Raw genomic sequence first — 14,856 nt, 5'->3', positions numbered from 1 at the left:
TTATAGTAAACTTCAATTTTGTGCAACTATTAATAATATAAAACAAGTGGAATAAAAACTTTAAATTTAGCGAGCATTAATCTATAATTATTTATGTCTCAATTCAACACGTCGGAGCTCCAATGAAGGTAATAAAAACCGACAAAGCCCCTCTTCCCCTTGGGCCCTACAGCCAGGGAATCCTCTACGGAAACCTAATTTTTGTATCGGGCCAGCTGGGGATAGACCCTAAAACGGGAAAGCTCAAGGAGGAGTTCAGGGAGGAGGCCCTTCAGGCACTCAACAACCTGAAGGCCGTTGTTGAGGCGGCCGGAGGGAGCAGGTGCAGCATAGTAAAGGTAACCGTTTACACAACCGACATAAGTAGGTTCAAAGAGTTTAACGAAGTTTACAGGGAGTTCTTCTCGGGCTGCCCCGTTCTGCCGACGCGGGCGGTGGTAGAGGTAAAAGGGCTTCCGGCAGGGGCAAGTGTAGAGGTGGAATGTATAGCGGTAAGGGGGTAGGAAGGCTATACGTTGTAGCAACTCCCATAGGGAACCTAAAGGACATAACGCTCCGGGCGCTGGAAGTTCTTAAAGGCTGCGACTTTATAGCCTGCGAGGATACACGGCAGACGAGAAAACTCCTTAAGCACTACGGCATAGAGGGGAAAGAGCTTCTCAGCTACCACGAGCACAACGAGGAGCAGGCGGCAAAGGAGATAGTTGAGAGGCTGAAGGGGGGCGAGTCCTGCGCCCTTGTAAGCGACGCCGGAACCCCTTGCATAAGCGACCCCGGCTACAGGGTTGTTAAACTGGCACGGGAAGAGGGAATTGAGGTTACGCCCGTTCCGGGGCCGTCTGCGGTAACTGCGGCCCTATCTGCGTCGGGCCTTCCCACCGACAGGTTTCTGTTTGTAGGCTTCCTGCCGAGGAAGGAGGGGCAGCTAAAAGAGGCCCTGAAAGAAGCCGTTGAGCTTCCCTACACGGTGGTTGCCTACGAGTCTCCCCACCGCCTCGAGAAGACCCTTACGCTGCTGTCGGAGCTCTACCCCGACGCAACCGTGGCCCTGTTCAAAGAGATAACGAAGGTGAACGAAGCCTTCCTGAAGGGTACACCGGAAGAGCTTTTAAAGGAGCTGCGGGAGAGGGGAATGGTAAAGGGGGAGTTCGTTTTACTCTTTCCGCCCGGTAGGGAGAGGGTTGAGGAGCCGGAAGAGGTCCTCAGGAAGCTGCTCGAGTCGGGAATGAAACTGAAGGAGGCTGCGAAGGAGGCGGCCAGGATAACCGGCCGCCCCAAGGGTGAGCTCTATAAGTTGGGGTTAAAGTTACTTGGCAAGTGAGGGCTCACAAGGGGTGAGCTTGCCGTCTTTGTACTCGTAGGCCTTTATGATGCACGGACCTCCGATGTAGCGCTCAACGTCTACAAAGGAGGCGTACTCAACCTTAAACCACTTAACGGTAAGCTCAAAGGCCACCATAGGGTCAAAGTCTTTACAGGAGTAGGCGTCGAGGCTGAAGAACTTCTCCTCGGGCCAGGTGTGGATTGTGCAGTGGCTCTCGAGCCAGATGGAGACTCCCGAAACGCCGCTGTCTTCGGTAGCCCTCCTCTTGAGGGTCTCCTCCATAAACTCGAGAGTCCTGCTCTTAACGTTCTCCTCCGAGAGCTTCTTTACGAACTGCTCAAGCTCCGACTGGGCAAAGGGGAAACGGGCCACAATAGGAGGGTAGACCAGGGTCATATCGAGCTTCCTGGCCAGCTCCTCCATGTAGTCGTAAACCGGCTGAATTGCGTTAATACGGCTTATGTCGCTTACGGTTGCGTCCATCATAATGTGTCTTCCGACAAACTCCATGGCCTACCTCCTTAAGTTGGGCCCACGGCCGCTGGTTACTTCTTCAGGGGAACAACGTCTACCGTTACGGTAGCCTCAACGTCTTTAAAGAGGTGAATCTTAACCTCGTAAGTTCCGGTCTCCCTGATGGGCCTCTCAAGGATAATCTGCTTCTTCTCAACATCCTCAAAGCCGGCTTGGTGGAGGGCCTTTTCAATCTGGGAAGTTGTAACGGAGCCAAAGAGCTTGCCCTCTTCTCCGGCCTCGTGCTCAATTGTGATGCGGGTTGCGTTGAGCTTCTCGGCAAGCTCCTTGTACCTGGCCAGCTGCCTCTCGGCCTTCTTCTTAAGGGACTGAAGCTCGTTCTTAACCCTTGCGATGTTAGACTTTGTAGCGGGAAGGGCTATGCCGGAAGGTATAAGGTAGTTCCTTGCGTAGCCGTCCTTTACCTTCACTATGTCGCCAACCTTTCCGAGGTTCTCCATATCCTTAAGCAGGATTACTTCCATCTTCCTCACCTCCTTTCAGTTTTCTGAAGTCGAACCAGTTATCGAGAAGCCCCAAAACAAGGGCCGTGGCCAAAAACCCCAGTGGAAAAATTAGCACCGCAAAGAAAATAATCAACTTCATAAGGGGAGAAAACCGCCTAACGAAGTGGAAGAAAACCGGTATTCCCTGAGCCGTAAGAAAGCCGAGGGAAGCTATGAGGAAGTTCTCGGAAACAACCTTAGCGCTCCCCTTAAGGAGCAGAGAGGCTGCGGCGGAAATGATAAAGAAAACCGCAGTCCAGAAGCCGAACTTCAGCTTGAAGAAGAGCTCCCCCCGCCTTTCAAGCAGAAGGGTTAAGCCGTAAGCCGCAACGCTTACAAGGAGGGCCGTGTAAGCGTAAATACCCAGCCTAAGGGCCATAAACTCCTTAAACTGGGTAACCTCCTTGGGGAGGCCAAAGAGAAGCTCCTCTATTAAGCTTCCCCCAAAGAGAAGAGCGGCACCCGACAGAACCGCAGCGGCAGGCCTTTCCTTAAACAGGTAAAAGAGAAGGCCCAAAAACGGAAAGTACCCCACATCAAGGGCCACCTGGGGATTCAACAGGGCGAGCAGAACCTCAACAACTGCCGTCCCAAAGAGCACAGCGGGCAGTGAAACGCCCCTTAAGGCCAGGTTGAAAAGGGCCGGAACGAAAAGAGAAAGCCCCAGCCCTGTAGGTGCCAGGGCCGGGCTCTGATAAAGCACTCCGGCTCCGGAAAGAACAAGCAGGTAAACGAAAAAAGGCCTTCTCTCCCCTGCCATCTCCTTAGTCCATCTTAACAAATGGAAGGAGAGCAAGGTGCCTTGCCCTCTTTACGGCCCTTGCAAGCTGCCTCTGGTGCTTGGAGCAGACGCCGGAAATCCTCCTGGGGATTATCCTACCCCTCTCGGAGATGAAGGACTTGAGAAGCTCAACGTTTTTATAGTCAATCCTCTCTATCTTCTCAGCACAGAACTTACAGTATTTCCTCCTCCTAACAAAACGCCTCTGAGGAAGTCCGTTACTCATCCTCTTACCTCCCAATTAGAATTCGATATCGTCGTTAATCTCTTCAAGACCCCCTTCCTGCTCCCTTGAACGGGGGTCGAGGGCTAAAACCCTATCGGCGCGAACCTCTATACGGCTGCGCTTCTCTCCGGACTCGGTCTCCCAGGAAGACTGCCTGAGGCTTCCCTCAACGAAGACCCTGTTACCCTTAGAGATTCTGCTCACAATTCTGTCTGCAGCATCACCCCAAACAACTACGTCGATGAAGAGGGTATCCTCCTGCCAGTTGCCGTTCCGGTCCCGGTAAGGCCTGTTAACGGCAATCCTGAACCTGGTGAAAGGGGTTCCCCCTTGGGTGTGCTGCAGCTGAGGGTCGGCAACGAGGCGACCGATAAGCAAAACCCTGTTGAGCATTACTCTTCTCCCTTATTCTCTTCGGAGGAAGCTGCTACAGCCTCCTCTTTCTTACCGAGCTTCTCCTTCAACTCCTTAACCTCTGAAGGCTTCAGCCTGAAGAGGAGGAACCTTATAACGTCTTCGTTAATTCTAAAGAAGTTCTCCATATTCCTAACGAAGTCCCTCTTGTCGGTCCTTATGTACTCAAGGACGTAAAAGCCTTTGTCGTAGTCGTTAATGGGGTATGCAAGCTGCCTCTTACCCCACTTGTCTACCTTGAGGACCTCTCCGCCGTACCTCTCAACGTAGGAGTTTACCTTCTCTATGGCGGCGTTTGTCTCTTCGTCGCTCATTGTGGGCCTGAGTATGTAAACCATCTCGTAGTAGTACTCCCTCATCTTTACCTCCCTAACTGTTGCATTTTGATGCTACCGTTTGGAGCGGCTCTCCGCTTATTAAAAGGTTCAGGCAGTCGGAAGCCCTATCAACGGCCTCCTCGATTGCCGGCCACTGCTCTCTGCCAAAGGGGGAGAGGACGTAATCTACAACCTCCTCCTTCCTGGCCGGCCTTCCTATTCCAACTTTTAGCCTGGGAAAGTTGGACGTCCCGAGCTCCCGTATTATCGACTCTACCCCCCTGTGGCCTCCGCTGCTGCCTTTGGGCTTCAAGCGGAGCTTCCCAAGGGGAAGGTCGAGGTCGTCGTAAACGACAACCATCTCCTCGGGGGCGATTTTAAAGTAGCGGAGGAACTGGGATACGCTCTCACCGCTCCTGTTCATGTAGGTTAAGGGCTTAAGCAGTATAACTTTACCGTTTTCACCCCTATACTCGCCGTAAAGGCCCTTAAACTTCTCCCGGTTCAGAGAGACCCCCAGCTTATCGGCAAGCCTGTCGAGGACCATCCAGCCGACGTTATGACGGGTCTTCTCATACTCTCTTCCCGGGTTTCCGAGGCCCACGACGAGCTTCACCATTACTCTTCCTTAGCCTCCTCGGAAGCTTCCTCTTCTGCCTCTTCGGGCTGAGCTTCAGGCTCGGTTACAACAACAACCGTTTCGTCGGGGCTGTCTACGAACTTGGCACCCTCGGGCAGGGGCAGGTCTTTCACGTGGAGAGCGTCTCCTGCGTGAAGGTTGGAGATGTCAACAACGATTTTCTCGGGAATCTCCCTGGGAAGGGTCTCGATTGCAACTTCACGCTTGAGGATTTCGAGAACACCGCCCTCTTCGGAAACACCGACGGGAGTTCCCACGAACTCAAGCTCAACTACAACTTCGAGGGTCTCACCGAAGGTAACTTCCTGGAAGTCGACGTGAATGGGAACGTCGCCGAGCCAGTTGTACTGGATGTCCTTGAGGATGCACATCCTCTCTTCGTCGCCCAGGTCCACCTTGATGAGGCCGTGGTGGTGCTTGATGCGGCGCACCTCTTTGGCGGGAATGGCAATCGGTGTGGCTTCCGGTCTTCCCCCACCGTAGATAACGGCAGGAAGAAGGCCTTCCCTGCGCAGCTTCTTGGCTACCTCTTTCCCGGTCTTCTCCCTTCGGGTAGCCTTCACCTCTACTACTTTCATCTACTACCTCCTTAGTGGTGTTTGCGGGAAAGCAGCCAATATTTACATTCAACTCCCCGTTTTGTCAAGTGGAGAAATTTTTAGCCGGAAAGTTGACACATCCGGCTAAAGAGCCTATATTCTGCAGTGCGCAAGTTAGAAGCGTCCCCGTCGTCTAGCCAGGCCTAGGACACCGGCCTTTCACGCCGGCGACGCGGGTTCGAATCCCGCCGGGGACGCCACTTCTTCAGACGCGTAAAAGGGTGGATTTGAGATAGTCTTCATAATCCCCCCTTTTCCCCCTCCCTCCCCTTTATGGAGAAAGGGGCAGCAAAAGGCTGCCCCCTCTTTCCGAACTTAGATTCACTCCTCAAACCCTCCCCTTCGGTTACAATGGAGTCAAACAGTTTCCGGAGGAACTTTGGAGAGGAAGGATTTTGGCAACATCTCTAAGCTCGGCAGGAAAACCGAGTACACCTTCAAATACAGCCCCCAGCTCCTTGAGAGGTTCCCCAACAGGTTTCCCGACCGCTTCTACTGGGTGTCGTTCAACTGCCCGGAGTTTACAACCCTGTGCCCGATAACGGGTCAGCCCGACTTTGCAACCATTTACATCCAGTACATCCCGGATAGGTGGCTGGTTGAGAGCAAGTCGCTGAAGCTATACCTCTTTTCCTTCAGGGACGCAAGAGACTTCCACGAAGATGTAGTGAACCGAATAGCCGACGACCTCTTCAACCTGCTCGAGCCCTTTTACCTGGAGGTTTACGGAGAGTTCAACCCCCGGGGGGGAATCTCCATAGACCCGTTCGTTCAGCGCTTCCGCTCCGAGCTCGACTGGGTAAAGGAGCTCGCCTCGGAGCGCTTCAAGCTCCACAGGATAACACCACCGCCCATAAGGAGAAACCGTGGGTAAGGTTCTGGTAATAGGGGGAAGCGGCGCCTATACGCTGGAGAAAGGGGAGTTCGGAGAGGTAGTCGGCGTTAAAAGGGTGGAGACTCCCTTCGGGCTGAGCAACCCGATTTACACCATAAAGCACCCTAACGGATTCGAGTATCTGTTTCTCTCGAGGCACGGCGAGCGGGACTACACGAAAACCGCCCCCTTCGTGAACTACAGGGCCAACATATACGGAGCTAAGGAGCTCGGGGCAGAAAGGGTTATCGCCTGGACGGGCCCCGGCTCGCTGAAAAGGGACCTTAAACCCGGGGAGTTTGTTGTACCCCACGACATTCTGGACTTTACAAAGGGCAGGAAGACCACCTTTTTCGAGAACGGGGGCTTGGGGTTTGTAAGGCAGAGCCCCGTTTTCTGCCCGCAGGTGAGGGAGTGTCTGCTGGAGAGTTTAAAGGAGTTAAAGGAGACCGTCCACGACGGAGGCGTTTACTGCTGTACCGAAGGGCCCAGGCTCGAAACCCCTGCCGAGATAAGGGCAATGGAGAGGCTGGGAGGAGAGCTTGTGGGTATGACGCTCGTTCCGGAGGTTTTCCTGGCAAAGGAGCTCGAGATGTGCTACGGGGCAGTGTGCTACGTTACCAACTTTGCCGAAGGGGTAAAGGAAGCAGCATTCAAGGAGGGAGAGCTCTTTGAGGGTATGGTGTCGGGAGAGGAGATGGAGAGGGTGAACCAGGCGGTTAGAAGGTTCCCGGAGGTTGTGAAGCTCTGCGTGGAGAAGCTCTACAGGTTAGAGCGAACCTGCCACTGCCCCAAGCTTATGGAGCGCTACAGGAGGAAGGGAAGAATCGGCACCGATTGGAGGCAGTGGATATTAGAAGAGTTTGACTATCAATAGTTTCAACGGTTGCCCTCTTTGTGTGCAGGCCTATATTATAGTGCTGGACAGTTGAATACGGGGGTGAACGGTTTCGACGGGGGTGCAGAGGTTCAGGTAGTGGCAGGCCGAGGCGCCAACCTCGTAAAAAAGGCACCCAAAATAGTTGCCGACGAAACACTCGCTCTCGCCGCCTAACTAAACGCGGCGACGCCCCTCAGAGCTTCGCCCGTCGGCTCTGAGTAGGGCGACAGAGAGGCGGGCTCGGTAGCTCTGCCCGCCCTCGGCAGGGCTACGACACCCAAGAGGGCTGGCCTCGGGGCGCCTGCCCGTGGGCTAACCCCGAGGCGAGAGCTTAAAACACGGGCTAAGCCTGTAGAAGCTACCTGAGCCGCACCTCCGGACGCGGGTTCGAATCCCGCCACCTCCACCAAATATTAATACTTTAAGCGTAATTCCCCTGCCCGGGAGTGAACGTGGATTCAATACTCAAAAAAGCGGGAACCGCCCTCCTACTAACAACCCAATTGGCACTGGCCCAAACGGCTACTTCCCCCCAAACAACAACTACGGCCCCAAATCAGGGAGTTTCAGCGCAACAGGGAGCCGTTACGCCATCTGCACCCGCTTCACAGGACTTCAGCTTACCCCAGTCGCCCTCAGTTGCCGGTATGCTCGAAAACTACGTAAGCGGAGCTGAGAGCCACTACTGGTTCGTAACGTGCCAGAAGAGGAACGTTCTGGGCGACAAGTGCTGCCTGAGGTGGGAAAACGGCAGGTGTAAAAAGGCTGTAAAGTTAACAGAGCTTCCCAAAACCCTTGTGAAAAAGAAGCGGGTAAAGGTGGTAAAGGTAGAGAAGACCGATTCCGGAGCCGTGGTTTACTACTACTGGTGGGAGTAGCTGTTAGAATTTAACGTATGAGGGTTATCTCTGGTTACCTGTGGCTCTGGGTTCTCGTTGCCGTTTTTGCCGCCTTAAAGCTCCCCTTTCTCTTTTTAGGGTTGAAACCCGTAATAAAGCCTCTCTTAGCCTTCGTTCTGCTCTCTATGGGTTTAACTCTTAAACCGGAAGAGTTCTCCCTGCTACTGAAAAAGCCCAAACTGGTGGTTGTAGGGCTTTTCACCCAGTACACGGTTATGCCGTTTGTAGGTTTTGCGGTTGCGAAGCTCCTGTATAAGGGGCTGCCGAAAGTCTTTACAGCAGGCGAGGTTCTAACCGGAAGCTGCCCTACGGGGGTTGTTTCAAACGTTTACAACTTCCTAACGGGAGCAAACCTGGCGTTGTCGCTTGCGCTATCCGGGGTTAATACGTTGGTGTCGCCCTTTCTGACTCCCCTGCTTACAAAGCTGCTGGCGGCAAAGGTTGTAGAGGTTAACGCCCTTTCCCTCTTTAAGGATATGGTCCTGCTTACACTGCTACCCGTAACGGTTGGCCTTGCCGCTTCGGGCCTTTTTAAAGAGCGGGTGGAGAGGGTAAAGCCGGTTCTGCCAGAACTTTCGGCCCTTGCAGTGGTTCTGATAGTGGGCTTTGTTGTGGCGGCAGGGAAAGACAAAATAGAGGCCCTGCCGGCAGAGGGACTTTTACTGCTCGTAGCCGGAGTGACGGTTCACCTGCTCTTGGGTTTCTGGCTCGGCTACCTGATTCCGAGATTTCTAGGCATACCGCCGAGGGAGAGGGTAACGATTTCGATAGAAACGGCCATGCAGAACTCGGGGCTTGCCACCGTTTTGGCGGTTACCCACTGGGGGCCCTTGGCGGCCCTGCCCGCCGTTGTTTACAGCGTTGTGCAGAACTTGGTGGGACCGTTTGTTGTGAAGCTGTTTAGAGCAATTCACGGAAGGCATTTAAAGTAGGGGAGGGAGAACTCCCTCCCCCGGGTGTTTAAGTTGTTGAGCTCTCTGCGTCGTTGTAGATGTCGCCAACAATGGGCTCATTGAAGCCTTTGAAGCCCCTGATGGTTTCGACCCTGAACTGGGTGGATTTGTACCAAATCTCCTTAGGAGGCTCTTTAACCGGAGTGAGCTGCCAACCCCTCATCTCTTGGTAGTAGTCCCAGTTTACGTACTCGTTGAAGTTGTGAAGGAGGTCGGTTATAACGAGGCCCATATCAAGGAGAACTTTCTGGATTCGGGCCCACTTGTCAAGGGAGGACTCCCTACGGGTTACGCCGAAGTAACCGGCACACCTAGGGCCTTTAAGGGTTGCAACGCCCCTTCCGACGAAAGCTTTTATGGCTTCAACTGTTTCGGGAGGGTCTGTGAAGAAGGTGTCGTAAGCTCCCACAACGTCTTCGGGAAGGGGCTGGCGGAGGTCGTGAACCCTTGCGTCTATGTTGAGGCCGTACTTATCGGAAACTTCTTTAATGAAGTTTACGAGCCTCTCGTCGATTTCGAGAATGGTCACCCTTGCCGGAAGGCCCGTAAGGGCAAGGGCGATGCTCATAAGGTCGTCGTCTCCGAGGACGCAGACCTTTTTGCCCCTGAGGTCTCCCCTGTCGTCTGCAAGGGCTACCCTTGCAAAGGTGTTCTCGGGGGTAACGTAGCCCTGGTCGTACTGGTGGATGGCAGGAGGCCTGTTCTTCTGGATTTCGAGGAACTTCTCGAAGGCGGGCCTGAGGGAGTCGTCGATTACAACGCCCCTGCCGTTGCAGGTAGGACATCTGTGGGAGGCAAAGGGCTCTATGCCGAGCTTCTTGGCAAGCTCCGCTCCCGCCTCGGTGAGGAGGATTTGGTTCCCTTCAAAGACTACAAGGTCCCTCTTGTTCAGGAGCTTCAAAATCTCCGCAACAAGGGGCAGCGGCTCATCGGAGAGGTCTACGATTTTCCAGAAGTTGGGAGATGACATCACCGCCGCTATAACCTTTTCTACGCTCCTGGGATAGGCGGGAACCTGGGTGTTCTGCTCCGCCTCCTGGGCAATCTGCTCCAGTATCTCCATTTCTACTCCTCCATATATACGAAGTTTGGTATCGCAAAGGCTCCGTAGTGGACTTCCGGGTTGTAGTACTTCGGTTGGCCGTTCCTCTTCTTAAACTCCTCGTAGAGTCTCTGGAGGGTAACGGGGTGAACGCCCAGAGGGTCGAGGGTTTTGCTGCCTATGGTGAAGCTCCACATACCGCTGGGGTAGGTGGGTATAAAGGCGAGGTAGGGCCTTACTATCTGGAAGACCTTCTCCAGCTCTTTAACAACCTGCCTGTGGATTTTCCGCTGTGCAAAGGGGGATTCAGACTGGGTAACGAAGATACCGTCTGGCACAAGGGCTTTAAAGCAGTCTCTGTAGAACTCCTCCTGGTAGAGAACGGCAGAGGGCCCTATGGGGTCGGAGCAGTCTACGATTATGAGGTCGTAAACCCCTTCTTTTCCTTTCACGAACTCCCTGCCGTCTGCAAAGTGGACCGTAACCCTCTCGTCTTTAAGGGCAGAGGAGATGGTGGGGAGTTCGTTCAGGGCGGTTTCTACAACGTCTCTGTCTATTTCAACGAGTTCTACTTTCTCAACGTTGTGCTTCAGAAGCTCCCTTACGGTTCCGCCGTCGCCGCCGCCTATAACGAGAGCCCTACTTACTCTCCTGTTGAAGGTAAAGAGGGCCGGGTGGACTATCATCTCGTGGTAGATGAACTCGTCCCGCTCCGTTGTCTGGACGGCTCCGTCAAGGACGAGCATTTTACCCCAGTCGTAGGTGTCAAGGAGGAGAAGCTCCTGGTATGGGGTTTTAACCCGTTTGGCGCTCTTTACTTTGAAGGTGAGGCCAGTGGCCTGAAGCTCCATTCCCTCGCCGCCGTAGAACTCGGTAAACTGCAGCATCTCACCCCCAGAACTTGAGCATCACCTCCCTGACCACTTTGGCCCCGAGGGCCTGGGTGATTCCGGAGGGGTCGTAGGGAGGTGCCACCTCTACAAGGTCGAACCCTACCAGCTTGACGGCTGGTAATTTATAAAGGGTGGTGAAGAATTCAAGCGGTGAAGCTCCGCCGGGCTCGGGAGTGCCGGTTCCGGGTGCGTAAGCCGGGTCGAAGTAGTCTATATCAACGGTTATGTAAACGGGCTCCTCGAGGGAGCTGAAGAGGGTGGGAAGCTCTGAAAGCTCCACATCGAAGACGAAGGGGGAGGTCTCCCTGTAGAGGAACTCCTCCCGGGCTCCGCTCCTTATCCCAACTTGGTAAACGGTACATCCAAGCTCTGCTACCCTTCTCATAACGCAGGCGTGGGAGTAAGGGGTTCCGGAGTACTCATCCCTGAGGTCGGCGTGGGCGTCAAAGTGGATAACGGTTAGGGAACCGTAACGCTCCTTAAGGGCCTTTACAACAGGGTAGGTGACAGAGTGCTCACCTCCCAGAACAACGGGAAGCTCGACCTCTTTCACGAAGGAGTAGAGGTGTTCAACCATCTGTTCGGGAGGGGCGGGAAGTTCAACGTTTCCGAGGTCACAGAACTGAAGCTCTTCCAGGGTTTTATTGAGAGCCGGACTGAACTCTTCAAGGTTGTGGGAAAAATTCCTTATCCCGTCGGGACCGAAACGGGCCCCAGGCCTAAAACAGGTGGTAGAGTCGTAGGGTGCACCGACAACTGCTATCTTTCCTTTTTCCTTGGCACAGAGGAACTTCAAGCCGACCTCCAAAGTGTAAAATTTCTACACTAAACAACGGAGAATTCTAACCGATGGAGCTGAAACTAAGGGGCACCAACGTAATAGGTATAGAGCTTCTCATAGGCGGAGAAGGCTTCCAAATCGACAAAATCAAACAGTTCCTCCTGGAGAAGAAACAGCTCCTCAAAGGGGCCAGACTCGTCCTCACCGTAGAGAACTACAAGCTCTCGCCGGAAGAGCTCGAAGAGCTTCTGAAAATCGCAAAAGAGCTCGACGGCGTAACCTTTTGCGGCTTCAAAACAAACGTTAAGGAGAACCGGGAGCTGTGCATAGGCCGCAGAATTCCCTGCGACCTTTCAACCCTTCAGGTAGAGAGAGAGAAGGAGCGCTCGGAAAGCGAGGAGATTAAGTTCGTTAAAAAAACACTCCGTTCAGGCGATAAATTAACTTCAACCGGAGACCTCATAATAATGGGGGATGTTAACCCCGGAGCGGAAGTGGAGGCCGGGGGGAATATATACGTTATGGGAAGCATTAGAGGCCTTGTCAGGGCCGGGATAGGCAAAAGCGAAGGGGAAGTAAGGGCGCTGTTCTTCAGCGCTCCGAGGATAGAAGTGTGTGGCAAGAACCTCTCTTTCGAGAGAGGTGAAGAGTTTGTAAACTTTAGAGCAAAGGTTAAAAGTGGCAAAATTAAAATAGAACACTCTAAAAGGGGAAGTTAATGGCTGACAAAGTCATATGCGTTACGTCGGGGAAGGGCGGTGTCGGTAAAAGTACGGTAACTGCCAACGTTGCCACCGCATTGGCCCTTAAAGGTTATAAAGTAGTAGCCATAGACGCAGACATAGGATTAAGAAACCTTGACCTCGTCTTGGGGCTTGAGAACAGGATAGTTTACGACCTGGTTCACGTTGTTGAAGGGGTAGTGCCCCCCGAGAAGGCACTAGTAAAGGACAAGAGGACAAAGAACCTCTACCTGCTTCCGGCGGCCCAAACAAAGGATAAAAGTGCCGTAAAGCCGGAAGACCTGGTTAAAATCGTAGAGGAGCTCCGCGACAAGTTCGACTTCATCTTCATAGACTCACCTGCCGGCATAGAGGAGGGCTTCAAGACCGCCGTAACGCCGGCAGACACGATAATTGTTGTTGCAAACCCCGAAATGGCCTCCATCAGGGACGCCGACAGGGTAATAGGCCTGTGTGAGGCCATGCAGAAAAGCGAGCCCAAGCTGGTGATAAACCGGATAGACCCCAAAAAAGTGGCCCGAGGAGAGATGCTCGACGTAGACGACGTTCTACAGATACTCGGCCTCGACCTCATAGGCATAGTGCCGGAAGACCCCAACATGGTTGCCTACATAAACAGGGGAGAACCTGCCGTTCTCTTCCAGGAGTCGGTGGCCGGAAGGGCCCTCAGGAACGTGGCAGAGAGGCTGCTCGGGAAAGAGGTTCCCTTCGATGAACTCAAACAGCAAGGAGAGGGACTTCTGGACAAACTCAAAAAACTGTTCGGGAGTGGTTAGCAATGGGGATTTTCTCTAAGATAAAGGGGGCTCTCGGTAAACCTCCGGCAAAAGAGGTGGCCAAACAGAGGCTCCAGGTCATTCTCAAGTACGACAGGGCCGGCCTTCCTCCAAACGCCATAGAGGAAGTTAAAAAGGCGATACTTGCAGCCCTCGAGAAGTTCCCCTTCATCGACACAAGCGGCGTGAACATCAGCATTCCAGAAGACAAAGACAAAGGCAAAATAGAGATAGAGATACCGGTAAAGGACCAGTAAACAGACGTTTGCAGGCTGCAAATAAAAAAGGGGGCCCTAAGGCCCCCCCTTTCTATTTGGCTAAAACTCCACACTAACCTTCTGCCTTCTCCTCGGCCTCCTGCTTCTCCGCCTTGCCTTCTCCGGCCTCTACAAGCATAACTATGGCGGTAGGTGCGGCGTCTCCCTTACGGAAGTCGTAGTGGAGCATCCTTGTGTAACCGCCCTGCCTGTCCTTGTAACGGGGAGCTATCTCGTTAACAACCTTGAAGGCAATCTCTTTCTTGGTAACAATAGCCAGCACGTCCCTTATGGCCTTTAGCTTGTCTTCCTGCTTTGCCTTGGTGATTACCTTATCCGCAAGACGCCTGAGCTCCTTTGCCCTTGCAACGGTAGTAACAACTTTGCCGTGCTCCATAAGATCGGTAACAAGGTTCCTGAGCATCAGCATCCTGTGCTCTGTAGGCCTTCCGAGCTTCTTACCCTTTACTCTATGTCTCATCTCTACTTACCTCCGCCCAGTTCAAGTCCAAGTTGAGAGAGAAAGGCCTCGATGTCTGCAATAGACTTCTTACCAAGACCTTTGAGACTCTCAAGCTCCTTCCTATCAAGGGCCACAAGGTCTTTAACGGTTTCTATACCGTGCTCTTTGAGCACTTTAAGGGCCCTTCCGGAAAGTCCGGCTTCCTCAAGGGTCTGATTGAGAACCTCCGAAACCTCCTCTTTGGGTTCTTGGGCCTCCTCAACGGCAAAAAGGGCCTCAACGAGCCTATCCCTGATTTGAGAGAAGTGGTCTATGAGGATGTTGGACGCCCTGACAACTGCGTCCTTCGGGGTTATGCTGCCGTCTGTCCAAATCTCAAAGGTGAGCTTGTTGTAGTCGGTTCTGCGGCCTACCCTCGTATCCTCAACTTTAAATGTAACCTTCTTTATGGGGGAGAAGTCGGCATCAAGGGGTATCCAGCCGAGCGTGGAGATGTCGAAAATCTCCTGGATATCTTCGGAGAGAACGAACCCCTTTCCTTTATCTACCCTGAGGTGAATCTCTATCTCCGAAGACTCGTTATCGAGGGTAGCTATCTCCTGGTCGGGGGTGAGAAGCTCAAGCTGAGACGGAAGCTCAAAGTCCTTGGCGTAAACCTTACCGGGCCCTTTCTTCTTCAGCTCTATGAAAACCGGCCCCTCGCCGTGGAGGACGAACCTAAGCTTCTTTATGTTAAGGACAATCTCCGTTAAATCCTCAACAACCCCCGGCAGAGTCGTAAACTCGTGATAAGCCCCCTCAAACTTAACGGCAGTAGGAGCAGCACCCTCTATAGAGGAGAGCAGAACCCTACGAAGGGCGTTACCTATGGTAACGCCGTACCCCTTCTCGAGAGGTTCAACCACGAACCTACCGTAAGTGTTGGTATGCTCCTCCCAGGTGAACCTCTCAGGAGTTATAAATTCAACCATTCTT

22 protein-coding genes, 1 tRNA gene and 1 other RNA gene are annotated in these 14,856 nt (G+C 53.2%); 11 read left to right on the top strand and 13 right to left on the bottom strand.

Annotated elements, in window-relative coordinates:
• The first annotated feature begins 122 nt into the window (after positions 1 to 122).
• Together THEAM_RS01565 and rsmI are read left to right on the top strand one after the other, a co-directional pair.
• Entirely contained in the window at positions 123 to 503 is a 381-nt protein-coding gene (locus THEAM_RS01565) for a Rid family detoxifying hydrolase (RefSeq protein ID WP_013537065.1), read from the top strand.
• Positions 482 to 1,321, top strand: a complete 840-nt coding sequence (gene rsmI / locus THEAM_RS01560; protein WP_013537064.1) for a 16S rRNA (cytidine(1402)-2'-O)-methyltransferase — start codon at positions 482 to 484, stop codon at positions 1,319 to 1,321. Before THEAM_RS01565 ends, rsmI begins: the two co-directional genes overlap by 22 nt.
• On the opposite strand, the gene THEAM_RS01555 is transcribed toward rsmI, so the two are convergent.
• The 8 genes from THEAM_RS01555 to THEAM_RS01520 form a co-directional block, all read right to left on the bottom strand.
• The gene (locus THEAM_RS01555; protein WP_013537063.1) at positions 1,307 to 1,834 is read right to left on the bottom strand and encodes an S-adenosylmethionine decarboxylase family protein; all 528 of its coding nucleotides are present in this window, start codon (positions 1,832 to 1,834) and stop codon (positions 1,307 to 1,309) included. The genes rsmI and THEAM_RS01555 overlap by 15 nt on opposite strands.
• Positions 1,835 to 1,869: 35 nt before the next feature.
• The gene (rplI, locus tag THEAM_RS01550) at positions 1,870 to 2,322 is read right to left on the bottom strand and encodes a 50S ribosomal protein L9 (RefSeq protein ID WP_013537062.1); all 453 of its coding nucleotides are present in this window, start codon (positions 2,320 to 2,322) and stop codon (positions 1,870 to 1,872) included.
• Positions 2,303 to 3,046, bottom strand: a complete 744-nt coding sequence (locus THEAM_RS01545; protein WP_157629601.1) for a hypothetical protein — start codon at positions 3,044 to 3,046, stop codon at positions 2,303 to 2,305. The genes rplI and THEAM_RS01545 overlap by 20 nt, the downstream gene beginning before the upstream one ends.
• A 61-nt stretch (positions 3,047 to 3,107) precedes the next feature.
• A complete protein-coding gene (gene rpsR / locus THEAM_RS01540; protein ID WP_013537060.1) occupies positions 3,108 to 3,350 on the bottom strand; it encodes a 30S ribosomal protein S18 in 243 nt (80 codons plus the stop codon).
• Positions 3,351 to 3,365: 15 nt separating this feature from the next.
• Positions 3,366 to 3,743, bottom strand: coding sequence for a single-stranded DNA-binding protein (locus THEAM_RS01535; RefSeq protein ID WP_013537059.1), 378 nt, complete (start codon positions 3,741 to 3,743; stop codon positions 3,366 to 3,368).
• A complete protein-coding gene (gene rpsF / locus THEAM_RS01530; protein WP_013537058.1) occupies positions 3,743 to 4,123 on the bottom strand; it encodes a 30S ribosomal protein S6 in 381 nt (126 codons plus the stop codon). The genes THEAM_RS01535 and rpsF overlap by 1 nt, the downstream gene beginning before the upstream one ends.
• 10 nt (positions 4,124 to 4,133) lie before the next feature.
• Positions 4,134 to 4,700 (bottom strand): aminoacyl-tRNA hydrolase, encoded by a 567-nt coding sequence (pth, locus tag THEAM_RS01525; protein ID WP_013537057.1) that lies wholly within the window; start codon positions 4,698 to 4,700, stop codon positions 4,134 to 4,136.
• Positions 4,700 to 5,299 (bottom strand): 50S ribosomal protein L25, encoded by a 600-nt coding sequence (locus tag THEAM_RS01520; protein ID WP_013537056.1) that lies wholly within the window; start codon positions 5,297 to 5,299, stop codon positions 4,700 to 4,702. Before THEAM_RS01520 ends, pth begins: the two co-directional genes overlap by 1 nt.
• A gap of 143 nt (positions 5,300 to 5,442) precedes the next feature.
• Between THEAM_RS01520 and THEAM_RS01515 the strand changes: the two genes are divergently transcribed.
• The 6 genes from THEAM_RS01515 (at position 5,443) to THEAM_RS01495 (ending at position 8,905) form a co-directional block, all read left to right on the top strand.
• Positions 5,443 to 5,520, top strand: a tRNA-Glu gene (locus tag THEAM_RS01515).
• 179 nt (positions 5,521 to 5,699) lie between these two features.
• Positions 5,700 to 6,194, top strand: coding sequence for a preQ(1) synthase (queF, locus tag THEAM_RS01510; protein WP_013537055.1), 495 nt, complete (start codon positions 5,700 to 5,702; stop codon positions 6,192 to 6,194).
• Positions 6,187 to 7,071 carry an MTAP family purine nucleoside phosphorylase gene (locus THEAM_RS01505; RefSeq protein ID WP_013537054.1) on the top strand — a complete coding sequence of 295 codons (885 nt, stop codon included), beginning with the start codon at positions 6,187 to 6,189 and terminating at the stop codon, positions 7,069 to 7,071. The genes queF and THEAM_RS01505 overlap by 8 nt, the downstream gene beginning before the upstream one ends.
• A 59-nt stretch (positions 7,072 to 7,130) precedes the next feature.
• Positions 7,131 to 7,483, top strand: a transfer-messenger RNA (tmRNA) gene (gene ssrA, locus THEAM_RS09535).
• 43 nt (positions 7,484 to 7,526) lie between these two features.
• On the top strand, positions 7,527 to 7,952 hold the full coding sequence (locus THEAM_RS09635; protein ID WP_013537053.1) for a hypothetical protein: 426 nt from the start codon (positions 7,527 to 7,529) through the stop codon (positions 7,950 to 7,952).
• Between the two features lie 17 nt (positions 7,953 to 7,969).
• On the top strand, positions 7,970 to 8,905 hold the full coding sequence (locus THEAM_RS01495; RefSeq protein WP_013537052.1) for a bile acid:sodium symporter family protein: 936 nt from the start codon (positions 7,970 to 7,972) through the stop codon (positions 8,903 to 8,905).
• Positions 8,906 to 8,933: 28 nt separating this feature from the next.
• Here the strand turns inward: THEAM_RS01495 and THEAM_RS01490 are convergent, their stop codons facing one another.
• From THEAM_RS01490 to speB, 3 genes are read right to left on the bottom strand one after another with little or no spacing between them, the layout of a single operon-like run.
• Positions 8,934 to 9,989 carry a bis-aminopropyl spermidine synthase family protein gene (locus tag THEAM_RS01490; RefSeq protein WP_013537051.1) on the bottom strand — a complete coding sequence of 352 codons (1,056 nt, stop codon included), beginning with the start codon at positions 9,987 to 9,989 and terminating at the stop codon, positions 8,934 to 8,936.
• A 2-nt stretch (positions 9,990 to 9,991) separates the two neighbouring features.
• The gene (gene speE / locus THEAM_RS01485) at positions 9,992 to 10,855 is read right to left on the bottom strand and encodes a polyamine aminopropyltransferase (RefSeq protein ID WP_013537050.1); all 864 of its coding nucleotides are present in this window, start codon (positions 10,853 to 10,855) and stop codon (positions 9,992 to 9,994) included.
• A gap of 1 nt (position 10,856) precedes the next feature.
• Entirely contained in the window at positions 10,857 to 11,657 is an 801-nt protein-coding gene (gene speB / locus THEAM_RS01480) for an agmatinase (protein ID WP_013537049.1), read from the bottom strand.
• A gap of 53 nt (positions 11,658 to 11,710) precedes the next feature.
• On the opposite strand from speB, the gene THEAM_RS01475 reads away from it, so the two are divergent.
• Genes THEAM_RS01475 through minE form a run of 3 tightly spaced genes read left to right on the top strand, consistent with a single transcriptional unit; the run spans position 11,711 to position 13,418 of the window.
• Positions 11,711 to 12,361 (top strand): septum site-determining protein MinC, encoded by a 651-nt coding sequence (locus THEAM_RS01475; RefSeq protein ID WP_013537048.1) that lies wholly within the window; start codon positions 11,711 to 11,713, stop codon positions 12,359 to 12,361.
• Positions 12,361 to 13,161: a septum site-determining protein MinD gene (gene minD / locus THEAM_RS01470; RefSeq protein ID WP_013537047.1), complete on the top strand. Its 801-nt coding sequence runs from the start codon at positions 12,361 to 12,363 to the stop codon at positions 13,159 to 13,161. Before THEAM_RS01475 ends, minD begins: the two co-directional genes overlap by 1 nt.
• Positions 13,162 to 13,163: 2 nt before the next feature.
• Positions 13,164 to 13,418, top strand: a complete 255-nt coding sequence (gene minE / locus THEAM_RS01465; RefSeq protein WP_013537046.1) for a cell division topological specificity factor MinE — start codon at positions 13,164 to 13,166, stop codon at positions 13,416 to 13,418.
• A gap of 73 nt (positions 13,419 to 13,491) precedes the next feature.
• On the opposite strand, the gene rplQ is transcribed toward minE, so the two are convergent.
• Together rplQ and THEAM_RS01455 are read right to left on the bottom strand one after the other, a co-directional pair.
• A complete protein-coding gene (gene rplQ / locus THEAM_RS01460; RefSeq protein ID WP_013537045.1) occupies positions 13,492 to 13,899 on the bottom strand; it encodes a 50S ribosomal protein L17 in 408 nt (135 codons plus the stop codon).
• 2 nt (positions 13,900 to 13,901) lie between these two features.
• Positions 13,902 to 14,852: a DNA-directed RNA polymerase subunit alpha gene (locus THEAM_RS01455; protein WP_013537044.1), complete on the bottom strand. Its 951-nt coding sequence runs from the start codon at positions 14,850 to 14,852 to the stop codon at positions 13,902 to 13,904.
• Positions 14,853 to 14,856: the final 4 nt, after the last annotated feature.

Source organism: Thermovibrio ammonificans HB-1 (assembly GCF_000185805.1).
In the GTDB taxonomy this organism is placed as follows: Bacteria; Aquificota; Aquificia; order Desulfurobacteriales; family Desulfurobacteriaceae; genus Thermovibrio; species Thermovibrio ammonificans.
The sequence above is the reverse complement of the archived record's forward strand: the minus strand, read 5'-3'. Positions and strand labels throughout refer to the sequence as shown.

Coding starts and splice junctions, on each gene's coding strand:
- THEAM_RS01555 (WP_013537063.1), bottom strand. CDS start 1,834: ATGGAGTTTGTCGGAAGACACATTATGATGGACGCAACCGTAAGCGAC.
- rplI (WP_013537062.1), bottom strand. CDS start 2,322: ATGGAAGTAATCCTGCTTAAGGATATGGAGAACCTCGGAAAGGTTGGC.
- rplQ (WP_013537045.1), bottom strand. CDS start 13,899: ATGAGACATAGAGTAAAGGGTAAGAAGCTCGGAAGGCCTACAGAGCAC.
- THEAM_RS01455 (WP_013537044.1), bottom strand. CDS start 14,852: ATGGTTGAATTTATAACTCCTGAGAGGTTCACCTGGGAGGAGCATACC.
- speE (WP_013537050.1), bottom strand. CDS start 10,855: ATGCTGCAGTTTACCGAGTTCTACGGCGGCGAGGGAATGGAGCTTCAG.
- THEAM_RS01535 (WP_013537059.1), bottom strand. CDS start 3,743: ATGCTCAACAGGGTTTTGCTTATCGGTCGCCTCGTTGCCGACCCTCAG.
- THEAM_RS01520 (WP_013537056.1), bottom strand. CDS start 5,299: ATGAAAGTAGTAGAGGTGAAGGCTACCCGAAGGGAGAAGACCGGGAAA.
- rsmI (WP_013537064.1), top strand. CDS start 482: ATGTATAGCGGTAAGGGGGTAGGAAGGCTATACGTTGTAGCAACTCCC.
- THEAM_RS01495 (WP_013537052.1), top strand. CDS start 7,970: ATGAGGGTTATCTCTGGTTACCTGTGGCTCTGGGTTCTCGTTGCCGTT.
- minE (WP_013537046.1), top strand. CDS start 13,164: ATGGGGATTTTCTCTAAGATAAAGGGGGCTCTCGGTAAACCTCCGGCA.
- minD (WP_013537047.1), top strand. CDS start 12,361: ATGGCTGACAAAGTCATATGCGTTACGTCGGGGAAGGGCGGTGTCGGT.
- THEAM_RS01475 (WP_013537048.1), top strand. CDS start 11,711: ATGGAGCTGAAACTAAGGGGCACCAACGTAATAGGTATAGAGCTTCTC.
- rpsF (WP_013537058.1), bottom strand. CDS start 4,123: ATGAGGGAGTACTACTACGAGATGGTTTACATACTCAGGCCCACAATG.
- THEAM_RS01565 (WP_013537065.1), top strand. CDS start 123: ATGAAGGTAATAAAAACCGACAAAGCCCCTCTTCCCCTTGGGCCCTAC.
- rpsR (WP_013537060.1), bottom strand. CDS start 3,350: ATGAGTAACGGACTTCCTCAGAGGCGTTTTGTTAGGAGGAGGAAATAC.
- pth (WP_013537057.1), bottom strand. CDS start 4,700: ATGGTGAAGCTCGTCGTGGGCCTCGGAAACCCGGGAAGAGAGTATGAG.
- THEAM_RS01490 (WP_013537051.1), bottom strand. CDS start 9,989: ATGGAGATACTGGAGCAGATTGCCCAGGAGGCGGAGCAGAACACCCAG.